Consider the following 25,332-nt stretch of genomic DNA (forward strand, 5'->3'; position numbering starts at 1 on the left):
CACTCTCTTTTCTTACTCGTATTCAAGCAATCCTTATACCTTCAGTCGATAAATCGCCTTATTGTCGAGTCCGCGGATCATCGGTGTCCACGGCTCCGTTTCAAGTGTCGTATCCAGGGCATCCTCTACCATCTGCAGCTTGGCATCCAGCAGATCGATATGATGCAGCGCGACGGCTTCAGCCGTCTGCGGCTGAACCGGGCTCCCCCACTCTCCCAGGTTATGGTGGGAAAGTACGAGATGCTGTAGTCCCAATACCACTTCGGAATCCAGCGCGATGTCGTTCTGTATGGCCGCTTCCACGATCCAATTGGATGCCAGGGCGATATGTCCGATCAATTTTCCCTGATTGCTGTAGTCCGTAACAATGCCCATCTGAGCGATCATCTCTTCCGGCTTTGCGATATCATGAAGGATAATGCCCGCCCTAATTAAGTCCGGATTCAGAAACGGCCGCTGCTTGCAGATGAAATCGCCAATCTCCAGCATGCGGACAATATGATAGGCAAGTCCGGCAAAATAGGCATGATGATAGGTTTTGGCAGCCGGATAATGCATCAGCTTCTCTTCCACCTTCGACACACAATACTGCACAATGCTTCGTACCTGCGGTTCCGTAATCTCATTCATCGTAAGTTTGATCGTGTGTAGCAGATCCACGGGACGGATTGGCGCAGCCCTCACAAAATCGGTTAAGGAAACGCCGTCCTCATCCGTTGCTTTACGGATTCGGCTGATTTTGACTTGAGGCTGATCCCGGTAGCTCAGCACGGTTCCCCGGATTTTGACTAATTGCATCGGCAGGAACGTTTCTTTATCCTGTATGGTTACATCCCAGTACTTGGCCGAGATCTGGCCGCTCGCATCCGAGAGAATGATGTCAAAATAATCTTTCGGCGGCGTGCCGTTGGTCTGTCTCATATTTAATTCCTTCAGCAAGTAAAATCCAACGAAATCATCTTGAACGCTAAGTTTATTAATAGGTTTCATCTGGTTCCTCCCCAAAAAATCCCGTTAAGTCAACTATAACAAAGTCCCGTGCAATGAGTCTATTACACTGAAATATTCGCTCTGCAAAATCACAGAATCATTAGCCAAACTTCAGCTGTTGACTTTGACACCAGTGTCATCGTTTAGCATGGGGTTAGACTTATTGAGAGGAGCTATAATTCAAAATGAAAAACAATACGCAAAGTCAATCATCAGTGACGATCATAGGCCTGGGACCGATGGGTCAAGCCATGGCACGCACGTTACTGAATCACGGTTACGAGGTCACATTGTGGAATCGCACAGCCAGTAAAGCCAATGAGCTTATTGATCAGGGAGCGATCAGAGCGTCCACAGTCAAGGAAGCCTTGAATGCAAGCGAGGTAGTCATTCTCAGTCTTACGGATTACAATGCGATGTACGCTATTCTTGAAAACGACTCAGACATTCTCGCGGGCAAGGTATTCGTTAATCTAAGCTCGGATACCCCGGAGAAAGCCCGGGAAGCAGCCAAATGGCTGGCCGGACATGGCGCTTCGCATCTCACAGGCGGTGTGCAGGTTCCTCCGTCGGGAATCGGCAAGCCGGAGTCGTTCACCTTTTACAGCGGACCCTTGGATGTCTTCGAGTCACAAAAGGAGTTGCTTGAAGTGCTGACGAGCACGGATTATCGGGGTGAAGATCCTGGGCTCGCCGCGCTATATTATCAGATCGGAATGGATATGTTCTGGACGGGGATGCTCAGTTATTTGCACGCTGTTGCAGTAGGCAAGGCTAACGGCATCACAGCCGAGCAATTGAAGTCTCATGCGATCAGCACGATGGCATCGCTGCCGCAATTCATCGAGTTCTATACGCCGCGCATCGATGCAGGAGAATATCCGGGTGACGTGGATCGGCTTGCCATGGGCGCTGCCAGCGTTGAGCATATCGTCCATACCACACATGACGCAGGAATTGACACTTCACTGCCAGAAGCCGTGCTGGAGATCTTTAAACGGGGGTTGGCCAACGGCCGTGGCGGGGACAGCTTTACCAGCCTGATTGAAACGTTCATGAAGCCCGCGGATCATGTCATTGAGCCATCCCGTGCTTCTACGAGTCATCTCTAAATTTCGATTCCGGCCTGCGAAGCGGATGGTTGCCGGTTGGCAGGCCGGATGTGGATGATACAAGAAAAAGCACCTCTACAGGTGCTTTTTCTAACATCGCCCAATTCGCACTCGAGTCTGGGCTGTACTAAGGTTTCCACGCTCCCGGATGGTCGTCTTGGACCAAATCCAGCTCAACGGCTCTTGCGTTCGTCTCCACCTGCTCCACGCTCTTGCAGCCGGGAATGACACAGCTGACAGCCGGATGCTTTAAGCACCAGGCCAAGGCCCACTCGGCCATATTCACGCCCTCCGGCACTTCGTTCTGCTTGATCTCTTCCACAAGCTTCAGCTTGGCATTGATCTCGTCCTGGTCACGATTCTTGCGCACATTGTCGCTGAACACCGTTCCCGGCTTGTACTTTCCGCTTAAGTACCCGCTCGCAAGCGGAACTCGCGCCAAGACGCCAAGATCCTGCTTCAAACATGAAGGGAAGACCTCTTCCTCCGGAGCTTGGTCCAAACGGTTATACACGACCTGAATGGCTTTGGCATTCACCTCCGCAGCCTTGTCGGTTTGATAGATATTTCTGTTGCTTCCGATGGATATGCCCAGATTACGGATCGTTCCCGCCTGAACCTGCTTGTCCAGCATCGTCCACATGTCATCATTGTTAAACACTTCATCCGAGCCGGAATGGAATTGATACAGGTCGATGTAATCGGTACGGAGCGCTTTAAGTGACTCTTCCAGCTGAATTCGGATCTGCTTCGCATCCCAAGCGTTCTCCCATTGCTCATGCCATCGGTGACCAAACTTCGAGGCAATGACCCAATCCTCGCGGCAGTCACGCGACAAGAAATCACCGATGAAATTCTCAGACATATGATGAGGACCATAACATTCGGCTGTATCCAACAGATTAATTCCGAGCTCCTTCGCATGCGTTAAGATGGCGTCGACTTCCTTTTGGTTGAAATCCTTCCCCCAATCACCGCCAAACTGCCAGGTTCCCACACCGACTACCGATACTTTCAGATCGGTTTTTCCAAGACGTCTGTATTTCATATACTCACCCCTTCTCTTAGATTTGTGCGCCTATATCTTATGTGAAATTGCAACCGGTTGCAACTCTTACTGCGGACTCTTTTTTCTCGTCCATTCCCTTATTTTCATCCACTCGCCGTATCCGGATTGTTTAATAATAAGTCGTTATGGTGAACCCTATAATACGTAATCATTTCGTTATTATAGAACGGAATCAGAAAGGAGGATTGTCGGCGTGAATACTCGGACACTGGAGCAATGGATGCCGGACATTATAGAGAGTCTGAAAGCAAAAACACCCAATGACTTTCAGCGAATGATCGATGAATTTCTTCCTTATGACCTGGCCAGAATACATAGCCATCTCGGCGATGCGGACCAAACTCGATTTCTGCAGTTTCTGAACGAGGAACAGCTGGCCGATATGATTCAGGAAATGGAGCATGACCAGCAGATCGAAGTTTTGGGCAGGCTGGGCAAAGAAAGAACGGCCATCATCCTGGACTTGATGGATAACGACGACCTCGCCATTTTGCTGGATGAGCTGTCACCCGAGCAGAAAGACGAATTCCTCAAGGGAATGCGGGACGAGGAATCCCAATTTGTCCTGAACCTGATGAAATACCCGCCGGAAACTGCGGGCCGAATCATGACCAATCGTTATGTGTGGATTCCCCAGCATTACACCGTATCAGAGGTCGTCCAGAAGCTGAAAACTTACGTCTCCATTTCGGAAACGATCAACTATCTGTACGTCATAAACCAAGACAAGAAGCTGATGGGCGTGGTGTCCTACCGTGGTCTTATCTTGGCCGAACCGGATGAATATATGGTGGATATCATGCACAGCCGGGTACTGTCCGTACCTGTGGATGCCGATCAGGAGGAAGTCGCGCAGATAATCCAAAAATACGATTTGGTCGCTATCCCCGTCGTTGAACAGGATAACAAACTTGTAGGCATCATTACGGTTGACGATATTCTCGACGTTGTCATCAAGGAAGCCGATGAGGATATTCGAAAAATGAACGCCACCGGGGGCAAATCCATTGACTTCAACACCAAAGCAACCGTTGCCGCCTTTCGAAGATTACCGTGGCTGATCCTGCTTTTATTCATCGGTCTGATCTCGGGAACGATCATTTCCCGATTTGAAGAGACGCTGGCACAGGTTGTGGCGCTAGCCTTCTTCATGCCCATGATTGCCGGAATGACCGGCAACACTGGCACGCAGTCGCTAGCTGTTATTGTACGCGGCCTGACTACGAAAGAAATGACCAAGTCGCTGGTGTACCGGCTGTTAGCGAGAGAACTGAAGGTCGGCTTGATGATCGGGGTCACATGCGGGATCCTGATATCCTTGATCGCCTACTTCTGGCAGGGCAATCTTTATCTGGGGCTTGTGGTCGGAAGCTCGTTGATTGCAACACTCATCGTGGGCACGATGGCCGGCACCATCATCCCCCTCATTCTGTTCAAATTCAAGATCGATCCGGCTGTGGCCTCCGGTCCACTGATTACAACCATTAACGATATCCTGTCGCTTGTCATCTACTTTGGTATCGCCACCCTGTTTCTTTCTTACATTTAGCCGAGCATGAGCTACTTCTTTTTTGGTTTACGGGCCAAATTGTGTGTGCACCTAGCCACATTATGCCGCTTTTGATATAAGCATACAGGTTGCACGTTGTTGTCCTAATTATATGGTGAGTTTATCATATTTCCTTAGCAAAAAAGGGTTGCCTTACTTAAACATTACCAAAAAGTGACTAGGTCACTTCAAAGTGCGTACTTCTCAAGCCGAACCCTAACGTGCAAAATGACATTAATCAAGAACAAGACGTTAGGAGATGAATATATGAATACAGATCAACGTTCACATCATTCGCAAAAGACGGCATTGGTTGTAGGGGCCAACGGGGTGATCGGCCGCAACCTCATCGAATACCTTGCGACGCTTCCCGATTGGAATATCGTCGGCGTATCGCGCCGAGGCGGCGAATCCACGAAACGTATAAGCTATCTATCGGCCGATTTACTTGATCGCGAGGATACGGTCGCCAAATTAAGTCACTTATCGGAAGTAACTCACATCTTCTATGCCGCCTATCAGGACCGGCCAACTTGGGCCGATCTCGTTGCCCCGAATCTGGCAATGCTCGTTCATGTTGTGGAAGCTATTGAGCCCATTGCTGCTAACCTGCAGCATGTCAGCCTAATGCAGGGCTACAAGGTATACGGCGCTCATCTCGGTCCATTCAAAACGCCAGCACGGGAGACGGATGCAAACCATATGCCGCCAGAATTCAATATCGATCAGCAGAACTTTCTTGAGGAGCGGCAGCAAGGCAAAACCTGGACCTGGTCAGCCCTGCGTCCATCCGTAGTCAGCGGCTTCGCCCTTGGAAATCCGATGAATCTGGCGATGGTCATTGCCGTCTATGCCTCGATTTCGAAAGAGCTCGGCATACCTCTGCGTTTTCCAGGTAAGCCGGGGGCCTATCACAGTCTGCTGGAGATGACCGATGCCGATCTGCTCGCGAAGGCTACAGTATGGGCCGCAACCGATGAACGATGCGCCAATCAAGCATTTAACATCACGAATGGGGACCTGTTCCGTTGGAACGAGTTATGGCCGAAGATTGCGCAGTATTTTGAGATGGAAACCGCACCGCCTCTGCAGATGAATCTGGAAGTTGTCATGGCGGATAAAGAGCCGGTCTGGAATCGTATGGTTGAGAAGCATGGACTTGCGGAGCACACGTATCAAGAGGTTTCCTCCTGGAAGTTCGGTGATTTTGTGTTCTCATGGGATTATGATTTCTTTGCAGACGGTTCGAAGGCCCGCCGCTTCGGATTTCATGAGTATGTCGATACGGAGGCCATGTTCATGAATATCTTTGACGAGCTCCGGCGGCGTAAGGTCATTCCATAAGTTTCTGTTTTCGAATAGCACAAGTAGAGCCGGCTATACGGGTGTATAGCCGGCTCTTTTCCTGCATGTTAACGCGTTTCCTCAAGCACCGGTTTTTCCAGAACGGTTGCGGACTCGCCATATTTTCGCTCGATATGAATATCGCCCCATCGGCACATTAAATGGAGAATTTCCTTCAAGCTCCAGCCATACTCGCTCAGTTCATACTCCACCTTGGGTGGAACCTGGTTGTACGTTTTTCGTACGATAATGCCCTCCTCCTCCAGCTCCCGCAGATGCTGTGTCAGCATTTTTTGCGTGATCTGGGGAATCAGGCTTAAAAATTCGCTATTTCGTCTTTTACCGAAAGTAAGATGAAAGAGAATGACAGGTTTCCACTTTCCGCCAATGACCTCAAGCGTAGCTTCGACCGCGGTGTTGTACACTTTTTCCTTATACTCCATGAAAAGCCTCGCTCCTTCGTTCCACGATATGGCATTACCAGTGACTTCCGACCTCCCGCTTTACTTCTTCCACTATAACACGAACCCCTTCCTCAATCTGATCCAATCGTGCTCTGGAAATGCTGATACGTATAAACTTCTCGCGAATAAGGTTGTCAGATAGATAAAACAGCTTGTCGGACACCACATGAACGTTCCGCTCTTTCAGCCGCCTGATCAACCGCTCCAGGTTAACGGTCTGCGGCAGCTTAAACAGCTTATATATGCCGCCTTCGCCAGGTACGGCTTCAATCCATCCGGCTCCCTCGTATCGCTGCACCGCCGCATTCAGGGCTTGCATTCGGGTTTCATACTGGCTGTAAATCTTCTGTTTATGCCGTTCATACATTCCGTTGCTAATATAAATTTCAAGCGCTGCTTGGGACAGCAGCGACGTATCCCCATAACTTTTAAAAGCACGGAACGTATCGAGCAAACGTTCCGGCAGGACGACGGCTCCCAGGCGCAATCCGGGGAAAATAATCTTCGAGAAGCTCTTCAAATACACCACATGCGATGTTCGGTTGTAGGCATATATGGGATCATATCCCCGTTCCTCGCCCAGATCAGCCATATAATCGTCTTCCACGATATAAACGTCATATTTCGCCGCCAGATTAGCAATGGCCTTTCTCTGCTCTGCGCTGTAGGAGTTGCCCAGCGGATTATGGTATCTCGACATCGTATAGAAAAATTTAATATGTCCGGATCGAAATTGCTCCTCCAGAGCCTGCAGGTCAATCCCCGCTGCAGTGCGGGTGATTCCGATAACGGGCACTCCTTCACTCTCCAACAGCTGCAAATAATTATTGTAGCTGGGCTGTTCGACCAGAATGACGGACTTTCCGCCGGGAAACGGCATTTTCGTCAAAATCTCAAGCGCCTGCTGGGCGCCTGCCGTAATCATAATCCTCTCCGCGGAAGTGAACACTTGAGCTCCTGCCAAATGGGAGACCAGGGTGCGGCGCAGTTTCTCCATTCCTTGCGGATCACCATAGGTAAACAGCTCATATTTATAGGTATCAATCGCCTTGTTCAGGCAATGCTGAAAATCCAGATACGGGAATACGTTCACGTCCGGAGAAGCCGAGGCAAAATCAATCAAACTCTTATCCATGTTATTCGAATCCCCATCTTTCTGGACTACATAATAACCGCTTTGCGAAACCGAATAAATGGCGTGCCGTTTCTCAAGCTCAGTATAAGCACGAATCACCGTACTAATGCTGCACCCGTAGGATTGTGCCGCACTTCGAACGGAAGGCAGCTTCTGCCCTGAACGATATTGGCCTTCCTGAATTTTCGATTCCATATCGGTAAGAATGGATAAATATTTTTTCATGATCCCGCCCCCTCGCGACTCTTATTATACAGGATCTCACCACTGTATCGGTACAGTTGTCGAAATAGGGAATGGTTTCGAACACATCATTATCCTATATTCAAGTAACCGTTCGCTGCGTTGGGAACACCTTCCCGGCCTTAAGAATGAAGATAACTACGATAGGGAGCTGATTCATATGCCATCCATTTCGCATGCCGATTTTTTAACTACCGTACGTGAACGTCAAGCGGTAAAACATTTTGACCCCCAACACAACCTCAGCCATGAAGAGATTAAAGAAATGCTAGAGATCGCGAGTACCGCACCTTCCGCCTGGAATCTGCAGCATTGGACGTATCTTGCCATTACAGATAAGGCCACCAAAGACAAACTGTTACCCATCGCATATGGACAAAAGCAAATCGTTGAAGCCTCCGCTATCATCGCGATATTGGGAAACCTGCAGGCCCATCAACATGCTGAAGCGATATATGACCAAGCGGTTCAGGCGGGATTCATGCCAGATGAGGTCAAAACGAATCTGGTCCGGCAAATAATGAATTCCTACACCAATGCGCCTGAACTTGCCCGGGAAGAAGCGATACGGAGCGCCTCCATGGCCGCCATGCAGCTCATGCTGGCTGCAAGGGCGCGCGGTCTTGATTCATGCCCGATGGGCGGATACAACTCAAGCCTCTTTATTGAAGCATTCGGGGTTCCGCGCCATTTGATTCCCGTTATGCTGGTTGCGATCGGTAAGAAGTCCGTACCGGCTCATCCTTCAACCCGTTTACCCCTAGAAGAGACGGTCTTTTGGAATCACTTCTAATGGCAATCCAAAAAGATCTAATATTTTTAGGTGAAAAACCTAATTTTATTAGGTTTTTGGAGAGGATCACGTCTGATAAAATGAATACAAGCGCTTACAATGTGATGATCCAAGGAGGAACCGTGATGAACAAGCCCGTACAGCCTAACGAACCGATCGTAACCCATATCTATACTGCAGACCCATCCGCCCACGTATTCGAGGGTAAAATTTATATTTATCCATCCCATGACCTGGATCATGAGAACACGTACAATGATAACGGCGACCAGTATGACATGGAAGACTACCATGTTCTCTCGATGGAGAATGTGGATGCTCCATGCGTGGACCATGGCGAAGCTCTTCATGTGAAGGATGTGCCATGGGCCAAGAAGCAAATGTGGGCACCGGATGCTGCCTTCAAGAACGACACTTACTATTTATACTTCCCTGCCAGGGATCATGACGATATTTTCCGTCTTGGCGTAGCGACAAGCTCGTCTCCTTACGGCCCCTTTAAACCGGAGCCTCATTACATCTCGGGCAGCTACAGCATTGACCCCGCCGTTTTCGTGGATGACGACAACCGTGCCTATATTTACTTCGGCGGCCTCTGGGGCGGACAGCTGGAACAATGGCAGACCGGATCGCACATTCCGGATGCGGAAGGGCCTGCCGCAGACGCGCCTGCCATCGGACCGCGGGTCGCTGAGCTGAGCGACGACATGCTTACTTTTAAGGAGGCGCCCCAAGAAATATCCATCGTGGATGAGAAGGGGAACCCGATCGTTGCAGGGGATGAAGAGCGAAGATATTTTGAGGGACCTTGGGTCCATAAATACAACGGAACCTACTATCTTTCTTATTCCACCGGCTCAACACACAAAATCGTTTACGGCACGAGTCAAAGTCCAACGGGGCCTTTCGAGTTCAAAGGCACGATTCTAACCCCCGTAATCGGCTGGACGACCCATCACTCCATCGTTCAGTTCCAGGATAAATGGTACCTCTTCTACCATGACAGCTCCCTTTCCGGCGGAGCGGACAACAAACGCAGCGTCAAGTTTACCGAGCTGACCTATAATGATGACGGCACCATTCAGACGATTGACCCGTACGGCAAATAAGGCAAGAGAAAGGCTGGATTCCAAGATGTGGAGTCCGGCTTTTTCTTTTCATTTTGTGTACCGCTCCTACGCTGTCGTTGTTTAGGGATATAAGGTTATGGCTGCCATTTTTATGATATCCTGTGGTTAAATGATCACATATTGATTATAATGAGTGGTAAGAGACGAAGAACGTCCCAGCGCATTCCTAACACGGAGTGAGGCCGGGACGTTCTTTTTTTATTTAGGAGGTAGGCGGTCGAATGGATTTTGAAAAGGCACATGGGATTTTTATGCATTTCCATCTGAGGAACAGAACCGGAGAACGAAGGGTCCGTCTGGAACGAGGACATGACGAGGCCGGGGCCTTATTCTGCCAAAATGTATGGTGGCCGCTGCGTGGTGATTTCCGCGATCTACATCCTCAATTCGAGGTGTTGGATTGGCGCGGACGGTCCTATTACTGCAGCTTTGCTTTCATCACCCCACATCTGAGACTAATCATCGAGGTTAAACCATTCAGCACGTATACAACCGAGATGGACCGGCAGAAATATTGTAACGATCTGAATCGGGAAACCTTTTTATTCGCCATGGGGTATCAGGTGATTTCATTTGCTTACGATGATGTGACTCACCGCCCGGAGCTGTGTAAAGCACTCCTGCGAATGGTTATGAACCGATATCTGTCAGAACCACATTCAACAAGCATATCTTCGGTAACAGAACGTGAAATTATCCGATTTGCATGCATGCTTGCACGGCCCCTCCGTCCGATCGATGTGAAGACACATCTGCGCCTGAATCATCGGACGGCCCTTCGCTTCCTTCATTCTCTTTGCGACAAAGGTCTGCTGATTCCCGTCACCGGATCGCAAGGCAAACATGTCGTGAAATATGAGCTTCATCCTTATGCAGCGCAGTGTCTATAACTGCTATGGAGAAGGCCTCCCGAACGGATGGGCTCGCGCTCTACCGTAAAATAAACAAGCTGACCCATCGTTCATGGAGTCAGCTTGTTTGGCAGTTCGCATCGTTCATGTGCTGCAATCCCGCCTGTTACACGCCCTTTTTAAACAAAGAGAACGAGTAAATCGCTGGAACCGCCACAATCAGTATAATGACGGGGACTATGGCGACGGCGAGGCTCGCCTTCAGAAATGCCGTCAGGATCATGAATGCTCCGCCTGCCATCCATAAATACCCCGCAAAACGATGCGTTTTATTCCAATTATCCTGGCTATTCAGCGTCCAAGGCAGCTTAATGCCAACCGTATAGTTCTGTTTGCTCTTCGGCAAATAATTGCCGATGACCACGAGAAGCATGCCCACGATAGCCGGCGCAATCGTCTGGATCGGCAGCTCGGCCCCTATGGCCTTGAACAGCGTGACCGGCATGAGAATGAGAGACAACGCGGGGATCAGCCATAGACCCATCGTTCTTAAAACCGGGGCAGCGTTCATTTTCTTAGGATCGTTGTTAAGCCCTATATTGACAATGACGTTAATAACCGCCGTAATCAACGGAAGCACAAACGCCGCAACCGCCTTGGACACATAATTATCCGGATTGCCCGCCGCGTCCCAGTGAACTGCCACCTGCTCAGGCAATTGGCTGTACAGCGTCATCGATAAAATAATCGGCAGCAAGCATATCAGCGTTGTTGTAACCAGCATCGAACTATTCTTTTTCCTCATCTTGTTTCCCCCCGTTAAATTGTGAAAACCACAGCATGATTTCTTCGAAGACGGACACGTTGATCTCATAGTAAATATAATTTTTATATTTCGTTTCAAATATAAGACCGGCCTTCTTCAGCTGCGACAGATGATACGAAATGGTTGCCCCGGTCATATCGAAATGCTGCCCGATCTCTCCGGCTGACATTTTGCCGCGCTTGAGCATAACCAGGATGTCCCGTCTCACCGGATCAGATAACGCTTTGAATGTTTCCGGAAACCCCAATGTGCATCACCCATATTTCTATTTAGAATTTCATCTAAATACATTATCTCTTATTCCTGTACCGAATTGCAACACCTATTTTGAAAAAAATCTAAATAGAAGGTAAAATGAGCATCCCGACAAGCCCCATCGCCATGATAGTAATCGTAGTTTTCCTATAAAAAACAAAAGCCCGCCACGGACCCGCATTACGCGCTGATCCATAGCAGGCTTGCTTCACGGCCTGTTTATCCAAGCACCTTCTCAAATACCGGAAAGCTTGCCGCTCTCCCTGGGAAATTCACTTCTCCCCGCAGGTCATAACCTAAGCCTTGATACAGCTTGAGCGCAGCCGTGTTCTTGGCATAGGTATCCAATCGTAGACTCGTGTAACCCTCTCGCACGGCATATTCTTCGGAGAAGGCTATCAGTTTTCGCGCAACTCCCTGTCCTTGGGCTTCCGGATCGACAGCAAGCCGATGCATCATTAAATGAGGCCCTTTCAACTGCTTCCAGTTAATGGTCTCATACTGCTCATCCTGCGATTCGTCAAGAACGATGATCCCTAAGATGCGGCCTTCGCCCTCAGCTGCAAACAACGTTCCTCGCTGCAAATCCTCACCAATGACCTCTCGGTTCGGATACTGATCATCCCATTGATCGCTGCCTCCAGCCTGCATGACCGCAACACAGCGGGCTATCAAATCCATGATTTCTTGAAGCTCCTCTATTCGTCCTGTCCGTATGTTCATATTCATCGATGCACCTACTATTGTTTTTTAGAACATTTTACTATGCTTGGACGGCTGCAACAACATGTACACATGAAACTCAACGTCATCCCACGAATTACTTGGGTGGGATAATACCTTTAAAGGTTCCATTACAGATACCCTTTTATTTAAGCAATGTAAGAGTCACCTCTATCGTATTCGTTACGAATGAGCGCTCCGGACGGGATTTCAACATGACGGTCAACCCAATCAGCGATACGATCAGCGCTTGGGATAAAGCTTTCGCGTCTGTGCCGCTCGCAAGCTCGCCCGATTGTATGCCTCGTTCAATGGTTTCTTGAAATATGACCGCCAGGTACATCTGATGCTCCCTTGTCAGAATTTCAAATTTCTCATCATGAGGCGCAAGCTCGACCATCGTATTGATGCAAAAGCACCCTCGGCTGCGGCTTTCGGAATATTCCTCATCAACCACATTTTCAAAAAACGCCCGAAACGCCTCCCTGACCGATCGATGGTTTTGCAGCCTGGTCCGCGCCTCGGAAGCATGTAACATGGTGTATTTGCGCAGAGCGGTTTCGAACAGCTCCTTCTTGTCTCCAAAGGCTGAGTATATACTGGGCCGCTGAATGCCCATTCTGGAAGTCAAATCGCTTAATGAGGTAGCCTCATACCCCTTCTCCCAAAATAACTGCATCGCTGCATCTAATACTTTCTCTTCATCAAATTCGCGGACTCGTCCCATATTGAATTACCTCTCGTTACATTTGATTTTAAGGAAAACTTCATGATCACAAAGGGAACAAAGAGCTCTTTTTCATTACCAATCGGTATGATTAAGTTTATGATGTGCGGCTGCTTTTGTCAAACACCATTTTTCTGTATATTGCAGATTTATATTAAAAAATCCGTTGTCACCTTTACGCTTGAAATAAACCCGTTGACATGGATCGTAAGGATAGGATATATTTATCAGGCGATTTATCATACCGATCAGTACATATAAAACTCGAAAGGGTTGGTGCACACAATGGAAGAGATGATAGCACAAAAAGCAGTCCATGATGAAACAGCGGCGAATGCATCAAAAGGGACGGTGACCACGGCCGAATCCGGTAATCGTATGCCTCTGACTCGATACGTTACCTTATTGTTTGCGATTGCTTGCGGTATGTCCGTTGCCAATATCTACTTCGCTCAGCCGCTGCTCGATGAGCTGTCGTACGAGTTCAACATGGACTATGCCGTCATTGGAATTCTGATTACCGTCACACAGATCTTTTATGCATTGGGACTGCTGCTGCTGGTGCCTCTGGGGGATTTACTGAACCAGCGCCGATTAATTATCGGGCAAATGGCGGTCTCCATGGCGGCTCTCGTTATCGTTGGAACTGCTTCATCCGGCGCGATGCTCTTCGCAGGTTTGGCTTTGGTCGGATTGCTTGCCGTAGTAACGCAGACGATTGTGGCGTTCGTCGCGACCGTAGCTGCTCCTGCTGAACGAGGGCGAGCAGTAGGTATGGTAACCAGCGGAATTGTGATCGGGATCCTTCTTGCGCGAACCATTTCCGGAGTTTTGAAGGATCTTGCAGGATGGCGTTCGGTTTATCTATTTTCTGCCGCGTTGATGCTGCTCATGGTTTACGCCTTATATAAGACACTTCCAAATGTTGAGCGTAAGGTAAAAACTCTTTCCTATTCTCAACTGCTGAAGTCGGTACTGGTGTTGTTCCTTCAAGAACGTCTACTACGTGTCCGCGCTGTTTTGGCTATGTTTATTTTTACAGCTTTCAGCATTTTGTGGACGCCATTAGTGCTGCCTCTTAGCGCGCCCCCACTATCCCTTTCGCACTCTGCCATCGGGGCGTTTGGTCTCGTAGGCGTCGTGGGTGCATTGGCTGCAGCAAAGGCCGGTAAGCTAGCCGATCGAGGTTACGGACAAAGAACGACCGGAATTGCATTGTCCCTGCTATTGCTGTCATGGCTGCCGATCAGCTATACAGAACGGTCCCTGTTTGCCTTAGTCATTGGTATTATTCTGTTGGACTTGGCGGTACAGGCCGTGCATGTCACGAATCAGAGTATGATTTTTGCATTGCGCCCGCAGGCGCGCAGTCGCATGGTTGCCGGGTATATGATTTTTTATTCCATCGGAAGTGCCGCCGGTTCCATTGCTTCGACCCATATCTATGCACAGTATGGTTGGCATGGAGTTTGTGTGCTTGGAGCCTCCGTCAGCGCTGTTGCTCTTATATTTTGGGCTGTGACCAAAGGCGATAAAGGTGCCCATTGACAATAAATTCAAACTACAAAAGGTCGCGCCCACAGGGTGGCGATCTTTTAGAATATCCACGAACAGTAGCAGTCTTGCCAGCCCATACGTCAATCATTTTGGAAACTCTCTGATGCCGTTCCTCAGAATAACAAAAGACACGCCGTATGGGCGTGCCTTCAACATATTCTTATGGTGTTTTCCCCAGGATCACTTCGCCTGTCGTCTTATTCCAGGACATCGGAATGCCAAGCTTTGTCGTGATCGGATCTCTACAGGATCTGTAATCCCTTCGTATAAGTCGATATCTCTCCGATTTTGTTCTATGTAACGCTGCCGTTCCGCACGCTCCATTTCCTGCTTGCACGGCATGCAATAACCGCCAGTCTTGGCCGCGGTTGCCGGTAATATCGTTGCCGTACATCCTTCGCTTCGGCATGGCAGCCGTTCTGTCATGCTTGCCCCTCCTTTTTCTATGGTAAGTCCACCTCAGCTGGTTCCCGGACCCTATTCTATGGTAAGTCCACCTCAGCTGGATCCGGCTCCTATTTCCTCATGGTCATGAATCTCCTCTATTAACTATAGCTTTCTTTTCATTCCCATATCAACAAGGAGCTCTCTTATAGGCCACGACCGGCAGGCTATGGGGTATCGGCTTATTAGGAGCATGATAATTGGAAGTCTTATAACGTCTCCATGGAATCGTGAGCACTGCTCCCTGAGCGCACGGTATGTGGTCCGGGACTTTCTCTACATTGCTATCCCTTCATCTACAGTGTGCGTTGTGAATAGCATACTCCTTGTGTATGTACTCTTAACGGCGGAACCGGTTGGCACATCGCTAAGCTAGCTCACCTTAGCGATTGCGCGAACCCTGTTCGCCACGTGGGATGTAGCGGCTCCCAGCCGTACTCCTTCCGGGCTTTGGCATTCGAAGCGCCGCGTTCGCCGCGCTTGCTCCCCGCTTGATATGCTGGAGCAGGCGCGTGCAGCGCCTCAGCATACACCGGCAGCCACGACGTTCCGGCAGCAGGCTCGTCATCTACGATATTGACCGGACCCGTCGGCCAGTCCAATGCCTGCAGTACGGCATTCGCCGCATCCTCGACATGGAGAAATGACATAACGCCATCCGTTGCTGGAAGAGCTCGAGTTCGTACCTTTTCCGCCATCACCCCGTTGGCATCGTACCACGTGCCGGGACCGTAGAACATTCCGTACCTTAGAATGACGTGGTTCGGCAGTTGTGCAACGTCATGTTCCAGCGAGATGATACCGTCTATCGTAGACTTGCGCGGCGCAGGCGCCTGGACATCCAGAGGGACGTTCTCGGTGGCGGGATAATCCCCGGGTTCATAGGCCCAGGCAATGCTCTGGGCAATCATGCGTTTAACGCTGTGGATCTGCGCGGCTTCTACCAGATGACGGGTGCCCTCCATCCGAATCCTCGCATTATCCTCCAGATTCCATTGGCTTAACGAAGTGAGCTGATGGATAATGACATCCGGCCGCACTTCCCCAATCGAGGCTATGATCCCTTCCCGATCAAAGGCATCCGCAACGATCCCATTGGCTCCCCATGATTCAATCAACCCTTTCCGCTGAGGGTCGTGGGTCATGCCTATAACTTCATGGCCAGCTTGCACCAGTCTGGGAAGTAAACGCTGGCCGATAACGCCGGTAGAGCCCGCTACGAATATTTTCATAAATGACAACCTCCATTCCGCTGCATATGTCCCACCCATCAAAAATGGGATATTGGCAGTTTCATCTTAGCATGACGGATGGGCAGCTATAAGTACCACTTTTCATCAAGTCAACCATGCCATTTCATTCGATTGAGAGGTTATCCCGCAGTTGAAAAGAGTATAGGATGCTCGCGTTTTTGACAAACGTGACCGAGCATCGTAGTTTGGCAAGCACGACAGGACGCATTGGGACAAGCATGGATAGTGCACCCGCCTTTTGATTAATGCACAACATTATCGTAGTATTACATGCACGACAGAGCACGCAGCAATAAGCACTCTTCATTCAACACAAAAACGCACCACATCAAGTGGTGCGTTTTTGCGGGAACAGCCTTCTTCTATCATTACTCTTCGTCTGTTACATCACTAACTGATACTTGCATGTGGCTGTGCAGCTGCCGGCACTCCGGCTGATCACATACGCCATAGAAGGTAGCAATTCGATTCGTATCCACCGTATCGACTTCAGCGTTGCAATGCCTGCACAAGATGACGCCCATTTCCAACTTTTTAACGGAAGTGTTCATGCTTCACTCATCCTCTCCAGTATCAGATTGTTATGTTTTTTATAATTACTTCATGTGATTAATGTACATTATAATTAAATAATACACAATATATATTCATAAATTTGTTAAATATCGTTATATATGACGTCATATTTATAGAGACAACATAAAAATCGCTCCATTTAATAACTGAAGCGCTTCATGGCCTGAACTTGCGAAGATCACGCAATCACATGCTTTTTTAATCAACTGGAAGAACTATATCGCTGTCACACATAGCTTGGAAGCAATACTATTGCAAAACCAGCAAAACACGAGTTATACTAGCCATCATAAGGACGTGAAGTACACGCCGCTTCTATGCAAAGTGCCCCAATGAAGGATTGGGGTTGCATTGTATGGAGCGGTTTTTTTTATTTTCTAGCGCAATCGCATTCCATCTAATACTAAGGAGGAAAATTGAACATGTCACGGTTTGATCAACAATATGAGCTCTGGATACACGCAAATATTTTGAATGAAAAGAATCCCCGCAGGCTCGAAATCCTTCAGAAAGGGTTAGGCCACGGTACCGTCGAGTTTCTGCGCTCGGTGTGGTTTCCCGCGATCGGTAATTTCAATGACTTGCATCCGGAATGGGAAGTACGCGATTTCAGCAATGGTTATCGTTATTTAGACCTTGCCTATATGCCCAGTGGTGCGAGAGGAGGCATCGAAATCCAAGGATACGGCCCGCATGCCCGTGATTTGGACGTAAGAAGGTTTAAGGATTTATGCCGCCGTCACTGCTTACTGGCATTGGATGGTTGGACGTTTCTTCCCATTGCTTACCCCTCCATCGTCGAAGAGCCAAAACAATGCCAGCAGCTCATTTTATCCTTCGTCGGCAGATTTGTGGCGTCAGATGTACCTGCTTCCTTAAATTGGCTGGAGGCAGAAGCTGTCCGATTTACGCGAAGATTGCTGCGCCCGATAACCCCATTAGAACTCGCGAATCATCTTAGGGTGAGTGACCGGCATACCCGACGTTTATTGCATAAACTGGTCGAGCTCCAGATACTGGACATAGCAAGCGGTGAACAACGAGCCCGTACCTATAAACTCCGCTTGTAACACAGTACTGACAGGTGCATGCAACAGTTCTTGCCGATACCCAAGAGACCAATAAACAAACTTATGGACACCAGATCCGTTATTCCGAAAAAAACAGCCACTTTTCCCGTTCTTCCGGACTCAGAATCCGCTATTTACTTTAAAAACCACAAATTATCGCCCTTCTTTATGTAATAGCGGACCTGGTGTCCTCATATTGTCCAAAATCTACCCATTCAGACGTAATAGCGGAACCTCTGTCCTCATATTACCCAAAACCCTCCCATCGAGGCGTAATAGCGGAACCTCTGTCCTCATAACGTTGCAGTAGCTAACCACGAAACCACGCATCATAAAAAACATCTACTCTGCTCTTCTTTCAATTCAACTTGTAACACAGTACCGACGGGTGCATGCATCAGTCATGCAGATATCCAAGAGACCAATAGACTAACTAATGGACACCAGATCCGTTATTCCGAAAAAAACAGCCACTCTTCCCGTACTTCCGGACTCAGAATCCGCAATTTACTTAAAAAACCACAAATTATCGCCATTCTCTATGCAATAGCGGATCTGGTGTCCTCATATTGTCCAAAATCTACCCATTCAGACGTAATAGCGGAACCTCTGTCCTCATAACATCGCAGTAGCCAAACGCGAGACCACGCCTCATCAAAAACATCTCTAAACTCCGCTCATCTCTAAAGTCAACTTGTAACACAGTACCTGACGGGTACATGCATCAGTCATGCAGATATCCAAGAGACGAATAAACAAACTAGTGGACACCAGATCCGTTATTCCGAAAAAAACAGCCACTTTTCCCGTTCTTCCGGACTCAGAATCCGCTATTTACTTTAAAAACCACAAATTATCGCCATTCTTTACGTAATAGCGGATCTGGTGTCCTCATATTGTCCAAAATCTACCCATTCAGACGTAATAGCGGAACCTCTGTCCTCATATTACCCTAAACCCACCCGTCCAGACGTAATAGCGGAACCTCTGTCCTCATATTACCCTAAACCCTCCCATCGAGGCGTAATAGCGGAACCTCTGTCCTCATATTACCCTAAACCCACCCCCGAGACGTAATAGCGAACCTCTGTCCTCATAACGTTGGAGTAGTCAATTCAATCCAGTTGATAAACCCTAAGTCCCATATAACAGAATCCTGTTCAGTTCGGCACCATCACCCGGTTTTGCAGCGTCGTCAGCATCTCATCCCAATAACGCCTCATGATCTCTCTCATATAAACATCATCCAGCATCTCCTGGTGAATCGCGATGGTTGTTTTTCCGGTCTTCGTGGACAACACATAGATTTGCAGCCGGGACGGGTTGTCCCACTCCTTGCGTTTCCAAGTCAAGCGCAGCTTATGGTAGGGTACGACCACCGTAATTTTGCCGGACACGCCTTCCTTCGATTCATACTCATGCCCGACCTGCAGCTCCAGAGAAGGAACATCCCCGATCCATAATGACAGTCCCTCGGAAGACATGAGGAAATCCCAAACCCTCTCTTTTGTCGCGGCCATCGTCTTTCTGACCCCGATCTGCACCCCGGCATCTTTGGATAAGCCGACGGGCACCCGCCCCATGACCTGCTCATACATGACGGCGATCCACTCGCCCCATTCCCCGGATACCTGATGCTGCTCAACGATATGGTTTCGGATCTGCTCATGTGACCAGAGCGGGCCCACTTCCTGCCCAAGGGCCACAATCCATTCCTCCCACGAACGTTCGGTTGCCTTCATCACTTCTTGTTTAAAAATCATGCCTGCCATCGAGCTCTCTCCTCCCTGACGCTATCTGTTGGAGTTCATTATATAATACAAACACTGACAAAGAAGGTCAGTGTTTATCTTCAGGATTGATAATATTTCAAGAGGGACTCCGCAATGTCGATCATGCCTGATTTCAGTTCCTCGGGCCCGATGATTCGAATCTTCCCGCCAAATGACAATAGGTAGTAGGCAACTTGCGTGTATAACATATGCTCATCCAGCCTGAACACCGCATGCTCCGCCGTGCGTTCGACGAGGGCTTGACTGAGCAGCCAATGCGCGCATAAATCATCCAAAGCTTGAGGGATACCTTGGATATGTACGGAAACCAAATGAGGATTGGATTCGGAACCTTGCCCCGATAGCAAGCTGTCCAATACGTATTCCCGCGGGGAAAACGACGCCGGACGGTCAAACGCGTTGTCGGTATGCCGGATATCGCGCATACGGTCGACACGGAAGCAGCGAATTTCACCGCGCAGATGGCAATAGCCCACCGCGTACCATTTGCTTTTCCAATGGACGAGTCCGTAAGGATCCAGGATACGTGGTTGTGTGATACCGTCATAGCCTGTGGTGTAGTCGATCTCGAGACTGGATTGCCGGTCGATCCCCGCCTCGATCTCATGCAACATCCTGGTAAGCGAAGATGCTGTAGGAGGATGGATGACCTCAATACTGCTTTCGTTGCGCACCAATCGCTCCAGCTGCTCCGGATTCGTATATCGTTTTATTTTGGAAACGGCTCGATTAAGCGGCTCTTCGGATGGATAACCCGCTTCCCGTGCGAATGCGGCGGCATGAAGAAGCGCCTTTTGCTCATCGGCCTCAAAAAACAGCGGCTCCAGCTTGATATGCTCCGGGATGGAGTAGCCTCCATCGCGCCCAATCTCGGATACGACAGGCACGCCGGACATACAAAGCGCGTCAATGCACCGGTAAACCGTCCGGATATGTACACCCAGCTCCTCCGATAGTTGTTTAGCGGTCATTCTTCTTCGCGATTTCAGAAGCCATATCATCGCCAGCATATTATCGGCTTTAGACATCGTTATGCAGCAGCCCTTCCCTTGGAATTCATATATGTGATCACATTATATATCACTTCCTAGTAGAAGGTTTAGAGATTTCTTCCTGCTTAATCCGGATGGTAATCACTGATTCCCCACGTTCCAATGAGAAAAGCCGACCCTCTGCAGGATCGGCTAGTCAATGAGTACATCGTGTGGTACTGTTACCTGTGTCCGCACGGTGAGTGGTCCGTGGTATGCTTGAATGTCTGTCTGTCTATATCCTTGAATGTCTGTCTGTCTATATCCTTGAATGTCTGTCTATATCCTTGGATGGCTACTATATCTATGGATGGCTGCTATATCCTTAAATGATGCCTTGCTTCATCAGCTGTCATAATCATGTCCCGCCGTGAATGATGACTTTTCCTCAATGATCATGGTCCACCGTGATGACAACGCTGCCCCTCTTGCGTCCTTCATCCACGTACCGGTGCGCCTCGGCCATTTGCTCCAATGCATACCTTCTGTCGATAACCGGCTTGATCTTTCCCGTTCCCAGCAGCTCCGCTAGCAATCTCAGATCCTCCATCAGCACCTTGGCTACCCCTTGCCCTTCAACGGTTACATAGCTCCCGCCCGGGGTGAGCAAATGCTTGCATCTGGATTTTGGCAGTTTACCGACCGCGTCCAGAATAATGTCGTATCGATCTCCGGTCGTCGTGATGTCCTCTTTGGTATAATCAAGGACCCGATCGGCTCCGAGCGACCTCACCAGTCCCACATTCACGGCACTGCAAACGCCGGTTACCTCTGCTCCATAATGTTGCTTAGCAAGCTGTACGGCTAACGTCCCAACCGCACCGGACGCTCCATAAATCAGAACCTTGTGTCCCTGCCGGATATTCCCTTTTCTAAGAAAATGCAGGGCCGTCGTTCCTCCGAAAGATACGGCGGCGGCATCGTCATAAGTCACATGATTGGGCTTTAACAGCAATAACGCATCTTCACGCATGCAGATATATTGGGCATACGTACCGAATCGCATTCCCCTGAATGCCAAGACCTGATCGCCTGCCTTGAATTGCGTAACATCCCTGCCAATCGCTTCGACTTCCCCCGCCAGCTCTACCCCGAGTATCGGTTGTCTTGGCTTTCTAAGACCCAGCACCAGCCGCATGGGAATCCTGTACAAAAGAGGACTGCGAAATCCCCGCACGCGGCAATCCCCCGAATTGACGGTGGTTGCATAAATTTTTATCCGAATTTCGCGATCCTTTGGGATCGGCTTCTCTACCTCTTGCAGCTGTAAAACATCCGGTGCTCCATAAGCGGTGCATACCATTGCTTTCATGGGTTTCCTCCAAACTGGCATTTGCAATCAGTATATCTGCCGTTAGGTACCGCAACATAGATACTTAAGTATGGTTTTCTTATGGACAGCAGTATGGCTCTCTCATGGATAGCGGTATTGGAAGGGAGATCGCTGTGGATGAATATTTATACTACGTTTGTCACCTTATAGTAAACCCAGCTCTCGTGCTCGCGCTACAGCTTCGGTACGGCGCGTGGCCTGGAGTTTATCGAAAATCATCCGGTTATGCCCTTTCACGGTGCTGAGCGTAACAAAAAGCCTCTCGCTAATCTGACGATTCGATAGCCCCTCAGCAATGAGACGCAGAACCTCCATCTCCCGCCGGCTTAGCGGCTCAATCAGAGAATCCGCAGGCCGAACAAACCCAGGAACGAATACGGATGTGACTCCACGTTCCAGTCCTTCAGCCTCAAATGCATGCAGCAGTCGCTCCAGATAGTCATGGATGGGCCATAACAGCTTCTGCTCCGGCTTGTCTACAGCTCCTCTTAAGGACAGCTGCTTGGGTTTGTTTACGGCTTCACTTAACAGCTTCTGCTTCGATTTGTTTACAGCTTCACTTAATGGCCAATGCTTCGGCTTTTCTATCTTCTGCCTCGTTTTGCTCAAAGCTGCTGCGCTTATCATTTCCCACATCGGCTCCCCTTCATCGATAAACATCCGGATGAATCCGCCCGGCTCGCCCATCTCCAGCACATCCGCAATAACCTGTGCCGCTCTCCGTTTCTCCCCATGGGCGTGAAGGGCCAAAGCCTGCAGCACCATCACCTTAAGCTGTTCGTCCACCCATTCCTTAACTTCCATATCCGTCCGCAGTTGTTCGAGGATCACCAGCGCTGTTGCCGTATCCCCCTGTGCCAGCAGCACTCTGGCTAGGCTTAGCTTGAGCTCAAACCTCTGGGCAAGCTGCAACGCTGAACTGACATCCCCTTGCTGCAGCAGGGCAAGCACCTGTGCCTCGGCAATATGGGGCAGCTGATGCGTGAAATGATGCTGACGGGCGAAGTGATCCGCCTTGGCTAACATGGCAGCCGCTTCGCTCACCGCTCCCCGTGTAAGCTTCAGCCTTGCGAGAAACACCTCGCAGGCCACGCCCCTGTCGATATGCTCGAACTGCCCGGCCAAGCGGAGGGCCTGCTGCCCATGCTGTTCCGCGGCATCCAGATCATTCCACTCGCTGCGTATTCGGGCCAGTCCCAGATACGCTTCGCATGCTGCCGGCAGCGGAGGATCACCCGCCAAATCCAGAACGCGGCGATACGTCTCGGCCGCTGCATATAATTGATTCTCCGCTTCCTGAATCATTCCGAGTCCGAGCGTCGCCATCATGTTAATCATGATGTGCCCAATCTTCTGACTGATGGTCACGGCTTCCTGATACGCCTTGCCAGCCGCGGCCCGATCCCCCTGCAGCTGGTAGGCGTATCCCAGCGTCCATATCGTGGCAGTACGGACGGGCAGATTATGCGGACTCAAGAATTCCAAGGCCCGGCGCGATTCCGCCATGATGGTTTCCGTCTGATGTTTACTGACAGCAATCGTGGCACGAATGGAGGCGATATGCCCTGTAAGATCCCGGGTATAATCGTCCTCCGCAGTTTGCAGATAGGTTTCGGCGGCTTGAAGTTTAGGTTCGATACCGGTCATTTGACCGACCATTAACATGGCGGAAGCATGCATGACATGTAGCGCGGGCCTTGCATCCATCTCCTCCTTAGGCAAGGAATCCAGCCAATGGAGCACAGGTCCAATGGCTCCACGGAAGATCAAAGGTATCCCCTCCCCTTCAATGAGGCGTGCGGCGCGATCCACATCCTGAGCGGCAATCGCATGCTGGAAAGCTTCCAGTAGAAGAGATTGATGTTCATGCCATTCGCTGGCACGACGATGCAATTCGGACACATCCCTCTCTCCGCCAACCGCAGAAGAACCCGTTCGGGTTAGACGCTGCCGAAGCGCATCCGAGAACAAATGGTGATATCGGTACCAGTGCCTCTCCTTGTCCAGCGGAACGATGAACAGGTTGACGCGCTCCAGGTACTCCAGGGTTTCTTGCCCGGAGATGGCGTTCAACGGAGAATCACGAGCTTCGCTCCGCAGAACGTATTCACACAATGGACCACACAACCGCTCAAGAATGGAGGTGTTTAGCAAAAAATCCTGAATACCCTCGGGCAGCTGCTGCAGCACTTCTTCAACCAGATAGTCCAGTACGTCACGGTGCTTGCCGCCGAAGGATCGGATAAAGGTGGCAGCGTCGTGATGGCCCTGCAAGGACAGCGCCGCTAATTGCAGGCCGGCAATCCAGCCCTCCGTGCGCGACTCGAGGAGCGCTGCATCCTCTGCTGACAAATCCAGTCCCATGGAGCGGCGCAGAAATTCAGAGGTTTCATCGGATGTGAAGCGCAAGTCTGATGTCCGCACTTCCGTCAACTGGTCCCGGACACGCAGCCGGGCCAAGGGCAGAGCGAGATCCTGGCGGCTGGCGATAACCACATGCATCTGCGGCGGCATGTGCTCGATGAGAAAATCAAGAGCGCTGTCTATCGGTTTGGAATCCAACACGTGGTAATCGTCAAGAACCAGAATGAACCGATTCGGCAGGGCCGCTATGTGGTTAAGGATGGCCGTGACGATGCCTTCGAGCGGCAGAGAAAGAGGGGACAGCGCTTGGAGTTTGCTCATGACGCCCTCTCCGATTTCAACTCCGACGGTTTGCAGGGCGGCCACAAGATAAGCCAGGAATCTTGCTGGCTCACGATCGCCCTCCTCCAAAGACAGCCAGGCGACGGGCAGCAGGGAGTCTTTGATCCATTGGCTGAGCAGCGTAGTTTTACCGCAGCCTGCAGAGGCGGAAATCATAGTGAGCCTGCGCTGCAGACGCAGCCCCTCGTTCAAACGCTCGATCAGGCGGGGGCGAAGAACAGCCCTCGATCGGGGAGAAGGTATATACAGTTTTGTAGACAAAATAGGCGTGGACATCATAACCCCCGTTATGCCGTCATTGCAGCATTTTTCAACATATATATTATGATAAAGTGTTCGACAGCCTCCCGGTTTTCCC

22 protein-coding genes and 1 pseudogene are annotated in these 25,332 nt (G+C 49.8%); 8 read left to right on the plus strand and 15 right to left on the minus strand.

Features of this window, described 5'->3' with window-relative positions; genetic code table 11:
- Positions 1-33 precede the first annotated feature (33 nt).
- Complete coding sequence (locus tag AK95_RS28470) at positions 34-990, minus strand: 3'-5' exoribonuclease YhaM family protein (protein ID WP_071223279.1); 957 nt, start codon at positions 988-990, stop codon at positions 34-36.
- Positions 991-1,175: 185 nt separating this feature from the next.
- Between AK95_RS28470 and AK95_RS28475 the strand changes: the two genes are divergently transcribed.
- Positions 1,176-2,102, plus strand: a complete 927-nt coding sequence (locus AK95_RS28475) for an NAD(P)-dependent oxidoreductase (protein ID WP_071223280.1) — start codon at positions 1,176-1,178, stop codon at positions 2,100-2,102.
- A 127-nt stretch (positions 2,103-2,229) separates the two neighbouring features.
- Here AK95_RS28475 and AK95_RS28480 read toward each other — a convergent pair whose 3' ends face one another.
- On the minus strand, positions 2,230-3,150 hold the full coding sequence (locus AK95_RS28480) for an aldo/keto reductase (RefSeq protein ID WP_071223281.1): 921 nt from the start codon (positions 3,148-3,150) through the stop codon (positions 2,230-2,232).
- A gap of 214 nt (positions 3,151-3,364) precedes the next feature.
- Between AK95_RS28480 and mgtE the strand changes: the two genes are divergently transcribed.
- Both mgtE and AK95_RS28490 read left to right on the plus strand, forming a co-directional pair.
- Positions 3,365-4,720, plus strand: a complete 1,356-nt coding sequence (gene mgtE / locus AK95_RS28485) for a magnesium transporter (RefSeq protein WP_071223282.1) — start codon at positions 3,365-3,367, stop codon at positions 4,718-4,720.
- 267 nt (positions 4,721-4,987) lie between these two features.
- On the plus strand, positions 4,988-6,064 hold the full coding sequence (locus tag AK95_RS28490) for an SDR family oxidoreductase (protein WP_071223283.1): 1,077 nt from the start codon (positions 4,988-4,990) through the stop codon (positions 6,062-6,064).
- Positions 6,065-6,132: 68 nt separating this feature from the next.
- Here the strand turns inward: AK95_RS28490 and AK95_RS28495 are convergent, their stop codons facing one another.
- Both AK95_RS28495 and AK95_RS28500 read right to left on the minus strand, forming a co-directional pair.
- The gene (locus AK95_RS28495) at positions 6,133-6,507 is read right to left on the minus strand and encodes a winged helix-turn-helix transcriptional regulator (protein WP_071223284.1); all 375 of its coding nucleotides are present in this window, start codon (positions 6,505-6,507) and stop codon (positions 6,133-6,135) included.
- A 34-nt stretch (positions 6,508-6,541) separates the two neighbouring features.
- The gene (locus AK95_RS28500) at positions 6,542-7,888 is read right to left on the minus strand and encodes an aminotransferase-like domain-containing protein (protein WP_071223285.1); all 1,347 of its coding nucleotides are present in this window, start codon (positions 7,886-7,888) and stop codon (positions 6,542-6,544) included.
- A gap of 178 nt (positions 7,889-8,066) precedes the next feature.
- Here AK95_RS28500 and AK95_RS28505 point away from each other — a divergent pair, with 178 nt between their 5' ends.
- From AK95_RS28505 to AK95_RS28515, 3 genes are all read left to right on the plus strand, one after another.
- Complete coding sequence (locus AK95_RS28505) at positions 8,067-8,699, plus strand: nitroreductase family protein (RefSeq protein ID WP_071223286.1); 633 nt, start codon at positions 8,067-8,069, stop codon at positions 8,697-8,699.
- A gap of 125 nt (positions 8,700-8,824) precedes the next feature.
- Positions 8,825-9,808 (plus strand): glycoside hydrolase family 43 protein, encoded by a 984-nt coding sequence (locus tag AK95_RS28510; protein WP_071223287.1) that lies wholly within the window; start codon positions 8,825-8,827, stop codon positions 9,806-9,808.
- Between the two features lie 242 nt (positions 9,809-10,050).
- Positions 10,051-10,719, plus strand: a complete 669-nt coding sequence (locus AK95_RS28515; RefSeq protein WP_071223288.1) for a hypothetical protein — start codon at positions 10,051-10,053, stop codon at positions 10,717-10,719.
- 127 nt (positions 10,720-10,846) lie between these two features.
- On the opposite strand, the gene AK95_RS28520 is transcribed toward AK95_RS28515, so the two are convergent.
- From AK95_RS28520 to AK95_RS28535, 4 genes are all read right to left on the minus strand, one after another.
- Positions 10,847-11,485, minus strand: coding sequence for an SdpI family protein (locus AK95_RS28520; RefSeq protein WP_071223289.1), 639 nt, complete (start codon positions 11,483-11,485; stop codon positions 10,847-10,849).
- On the minus strand, positions 11,469-11,753 hold the full coding sequence (locus tag AK95_RS28525; protein WP_015736836.1) for an autorepressor SdpR family transcription factor: 285 nt from the start codon (positions 11,751-11,753) through the stop codon (positions 11,469-11,471). Before AK95_RS28525 ends, AK95_RS28520 begins: the two co-directional genes overlap by 17 nt.
- 227 nt (positions 11,754-11,980) lie before the next feature.
- Positions 11,981-12,484, minus strand: coding sequence for a GNAT family N-acetyltransferase (locus tag AK95_RS28530; protein WP_071223383.1), 504 nt, complete (start codon positions 12,482-12,484; stop codon positions 11,981-11,983).
- 145 nt (positions 12,485-12,629) lie between these two features.
- On the minus strand, positions 12,630-13,211 hold the full coding sequence (locus tag AK95_RS28535) for a TetR/AcrR family transcriptional regulator (RefSeq protein WP_071223290.1): 582 nt from the start codon (positions 13,209-13,211) through the stop codon (positions 12,630-12,632).
- A gap of 378 nt (positions 13,212-13,589) precedes the next feature.
- Between AK95_RS28535 and AK95_RS28540 the strand changes: the two genes are divergently transcribed.
- Positions 13,590-14,759: an MFS transporter gene (locus AK95_RS28540; protein ID WP_071223384.1), complete on the plus strand. Its 1,170-nt coding sequence runs from the start codon at positions 13,590-13,592 to the stop codon at positions 14,757-14,759.
- Positions 14,760-15,005: 246 nt separating this feature from the next.
- Here AK95_RS28540 and AK95_RS28545 read toward each other — a convergent pair.
- The 3 genes and pseudogenes from AK95_RS28545 to AK95_RS28555 form a co-directional block, all read right to left on the minus strand.
- Positions 15,006-15,194 (minus strand): annotated as a pseudogene (locus AK95_RS28545) (DUF1963 domain-containing protein); the annotation flags it as partial.
- Between the two features lie 395 nt (positions 15,195-15,589).
- A complete protein-coding gene (locus AK95_RS28550; RefSeq protein WP_071223292.1) occupies positions 15,590-16,444 on the minus strand; it encodes an NAD-dependent epimerase/dehydratase family protein in 855 nt (284 codons plus the stop codon).
- A gap of 389 nt (positions 16,445-16,833) precedes the next feature.
- A complete protein-coding gene (locus tag AK95_RS28555) occupies positions 16,834-17,016 on the minus strand; it encodes a GapA-binding peptide SR1P (RefSeq protein WP_071223293.1) in 183 nt (60 codons plus the stop codon).
- Positions 17,017-17,463: 447 nt separating this feature from the next.
- On the opposite strand from AK95_RS28555, the gene AK95_RS28560 reads away from it, so the two are divergent.
- Entirely contained in the window at positions 17,464-18,111 is a 648-nt protein-coding gene (locus tag AK95_RS28560) for a transcriptional regulator (RefSeq protein WP_071223294.1), read from the plus strand.
- A gap of 1,160 nt (positions 18,112-19,271) precedes the next feature.
- Here the strand turns inward: AK95_RS28560 and AK95_RS28565 are convergent.
- From AK95_RS28565 to AK95_RS28580, 4 genes are all read right to left on the minus strand, one after another.
- A complete protein-coding gene (locus AK95_RS28565; protein ID WP_071223295.1) occupies positions 19,272-19,883 on the minus strand; it encodes an SRPBCC family protein in 612 nt (203 codons plus the stop codon).
- Positions 19,884-19,963: 80 nt separating this feature from the next.
- Positions 19,964-20,932, minus strand: coding sequence for a helix-turn-helix transcriptional regulator (locus AK95_RS28570; protein WP_071223296.1), 969 nt, complete (start codon positions 20,930-20,932; stop codon positions 19,964-19,966).
- 391 nt (positions 20,933-21,323) lie between these two features.
- Entirely contained in the window at positions 21,324-22,247 is a 924-nt protein-coding gene (locus AK95_RS28575; protein ID WP_071223297.1) for an NAD(P)-dependent alcohol dehydrogenase, read from the minus strand.
- A 165-nt stretch (positions 22,248-22,412) separates the two neighbouring features.
- Positions 22,413-25,250, minus strand: coding sequence for a winged helix-turn-helix domain-containing protein (locus AK95_RS28580; RefSeq protein ID WP_083397749.1), 2,838 nt, complete (start codon positions 25,248-25,250; stop codon positions 22,413-22,415).
- Between the last annotated feature and the right edge of the window lie 82 nt (positions 25,251-25,332).

The organism is Paenibacillus sp. LC231 (assembly GCF_001860525.1).
In the GTDB taxonomy this organism is placed as follows: domain Bacteria; phylum Bacillota; class Bacilli; order Paenibacillales; family Paenibacillaceae; genus Paenibacillus_AQ.

Bases quoted from the DNA above. Each gene is read 5' to 3' on its own strand.
- AK95_RS28470 (WP_071223279.1), bottom strand. From the start codon at position 990: ATGAAACCTATTAATAAACTTAGCGTTCAAGATGATTTCGTTGGATTT.
- AK95_RS28475 (WP_071223280.1), top strand. From the start codon at position 1,176: ATGAAAAACAATACGCAAAGTCAATCATCAGTGACGATCATAGGCCTG.
- AK95_RS28480 (WP_071223281.1), bottom strand. From the start codon at position 3,150: ATGAAATACAGACGTCTTGGAAAAACCGATCTGAAAGTATCGGTAGTC.
- AK95_RS28490 (WP_071223283.1), top strand. From the start codon at position 4,988: ATGAATACAGATCAACGTTCACATCATTCGCAAAAGACGGCATTGGTT.
- AK95_RS28495 (WP_071223284.1), bottom strand. From the start codon at position 6,507: ATGGAGTATAAGGAAAAAGTGTACAACACCGCGGTCGAAGCTACGCTT.
- AK95_RS28500 (WP_071223285.1), bottom strand. From the start codon at position 7,888: ATGAAAAAATATTTATCCATTCTTACCGATATGGAATCGAAAATTCAG.
- AK95_RS28505 (WP_071223286.1), top strand. From the start codon at position 8,067: ATGCCATCCATTTCGCATGCCGATTTTTTAACTACCGTACGTGAACGT.
- AK95_RS28510 (WP_071223287.1), top strand. From the start codon at position 8,825: ATGAACAAGCCCGTACAGCCTAACGAACCGATCGTAACCCATATCTAT.
- AK95_RS28515 (WP_071223288.1), top strand. From the start codon at position 10,051: ATGGATTTTGAAAAGGCACATGGGATTTTTATGCATTTCCATCTGAGG.
- AK95_RS28520 (WP_071223289.1), bottom strand. From the start codon at position 11,485: ATGAGGAAAAAGAATAGTTCGATGCTGGTTACAACAACGCTGATATGC.
- AK95_RS28530 (WP_071223383.1), bottom strand. From the start codon at position 12,484: ATGAACATACGGACAGGACGAATAGAGGAGCTTCAAGAAATCATGGAT.
- AK95_RS28535 (WP_071223290.1), bottom strand. From the start codon at position 13,211: ATGGGACGAGTCCGCGAATTTGATGAAGAGAAAGTATTAGATGCAGCG.
- AK95_RS28540 (WP_071223384.1), top strand. From the start codon at position 13,590: ATGCCTCTGACTCGATACGTTACCTTATTGTTTGCGATTGCTTGCGGT.
- AK95_RS28550 (WP_071223292.1), bottom strand. From the start codon at position 16,444: ATGAAAATATTCGTAGCGGGCTCTACCGGCGTTATCGGCCAGCGTTTA.
- AK95_RS28555 (WP_071223293.1), bottom strand. From the start codon at position 17,016: ATGAACACTTCCGTTAAAAAGTTGGAAATGGGCGTCATCTTGTGCAGG.
- AK95_RS28560 (WP_071223294.1), top strand. From the start codon at position 17,464: ATGTCACGGTTTGATCAACAATATGAGCTCTGGATACACGCAAATATT.
- AK95_RS28565 (WP_071223295.1), bottom strand. From the start codon at position 19,883: ATGGCAGGCATGATTTTTAAACAAGAAGTGATGAAGGCAACCGAACGT.
- AK95_RS28570 (WP_071223296.1), bottom strand. From the start codon at position 20,932: ATGTCTAAAGCCGATAATATGCTGGCGATGATATGGCTTCTGAAATCG.
- AK95_RS28575 (WP_071223297.1), bottom strand. From the start codon at position 22,247: ATGAAAGCAATGGTATGCACCGCTTATGGAGCACCGGATGTTTTACAG.
- AK95_RS28580 (WP_083397749.1), bottom strand. From the start codon at position 25,250: ATGTCCACGCCTATTTTGTCTACAAAACTGTATATACCTTCTCCCCGA.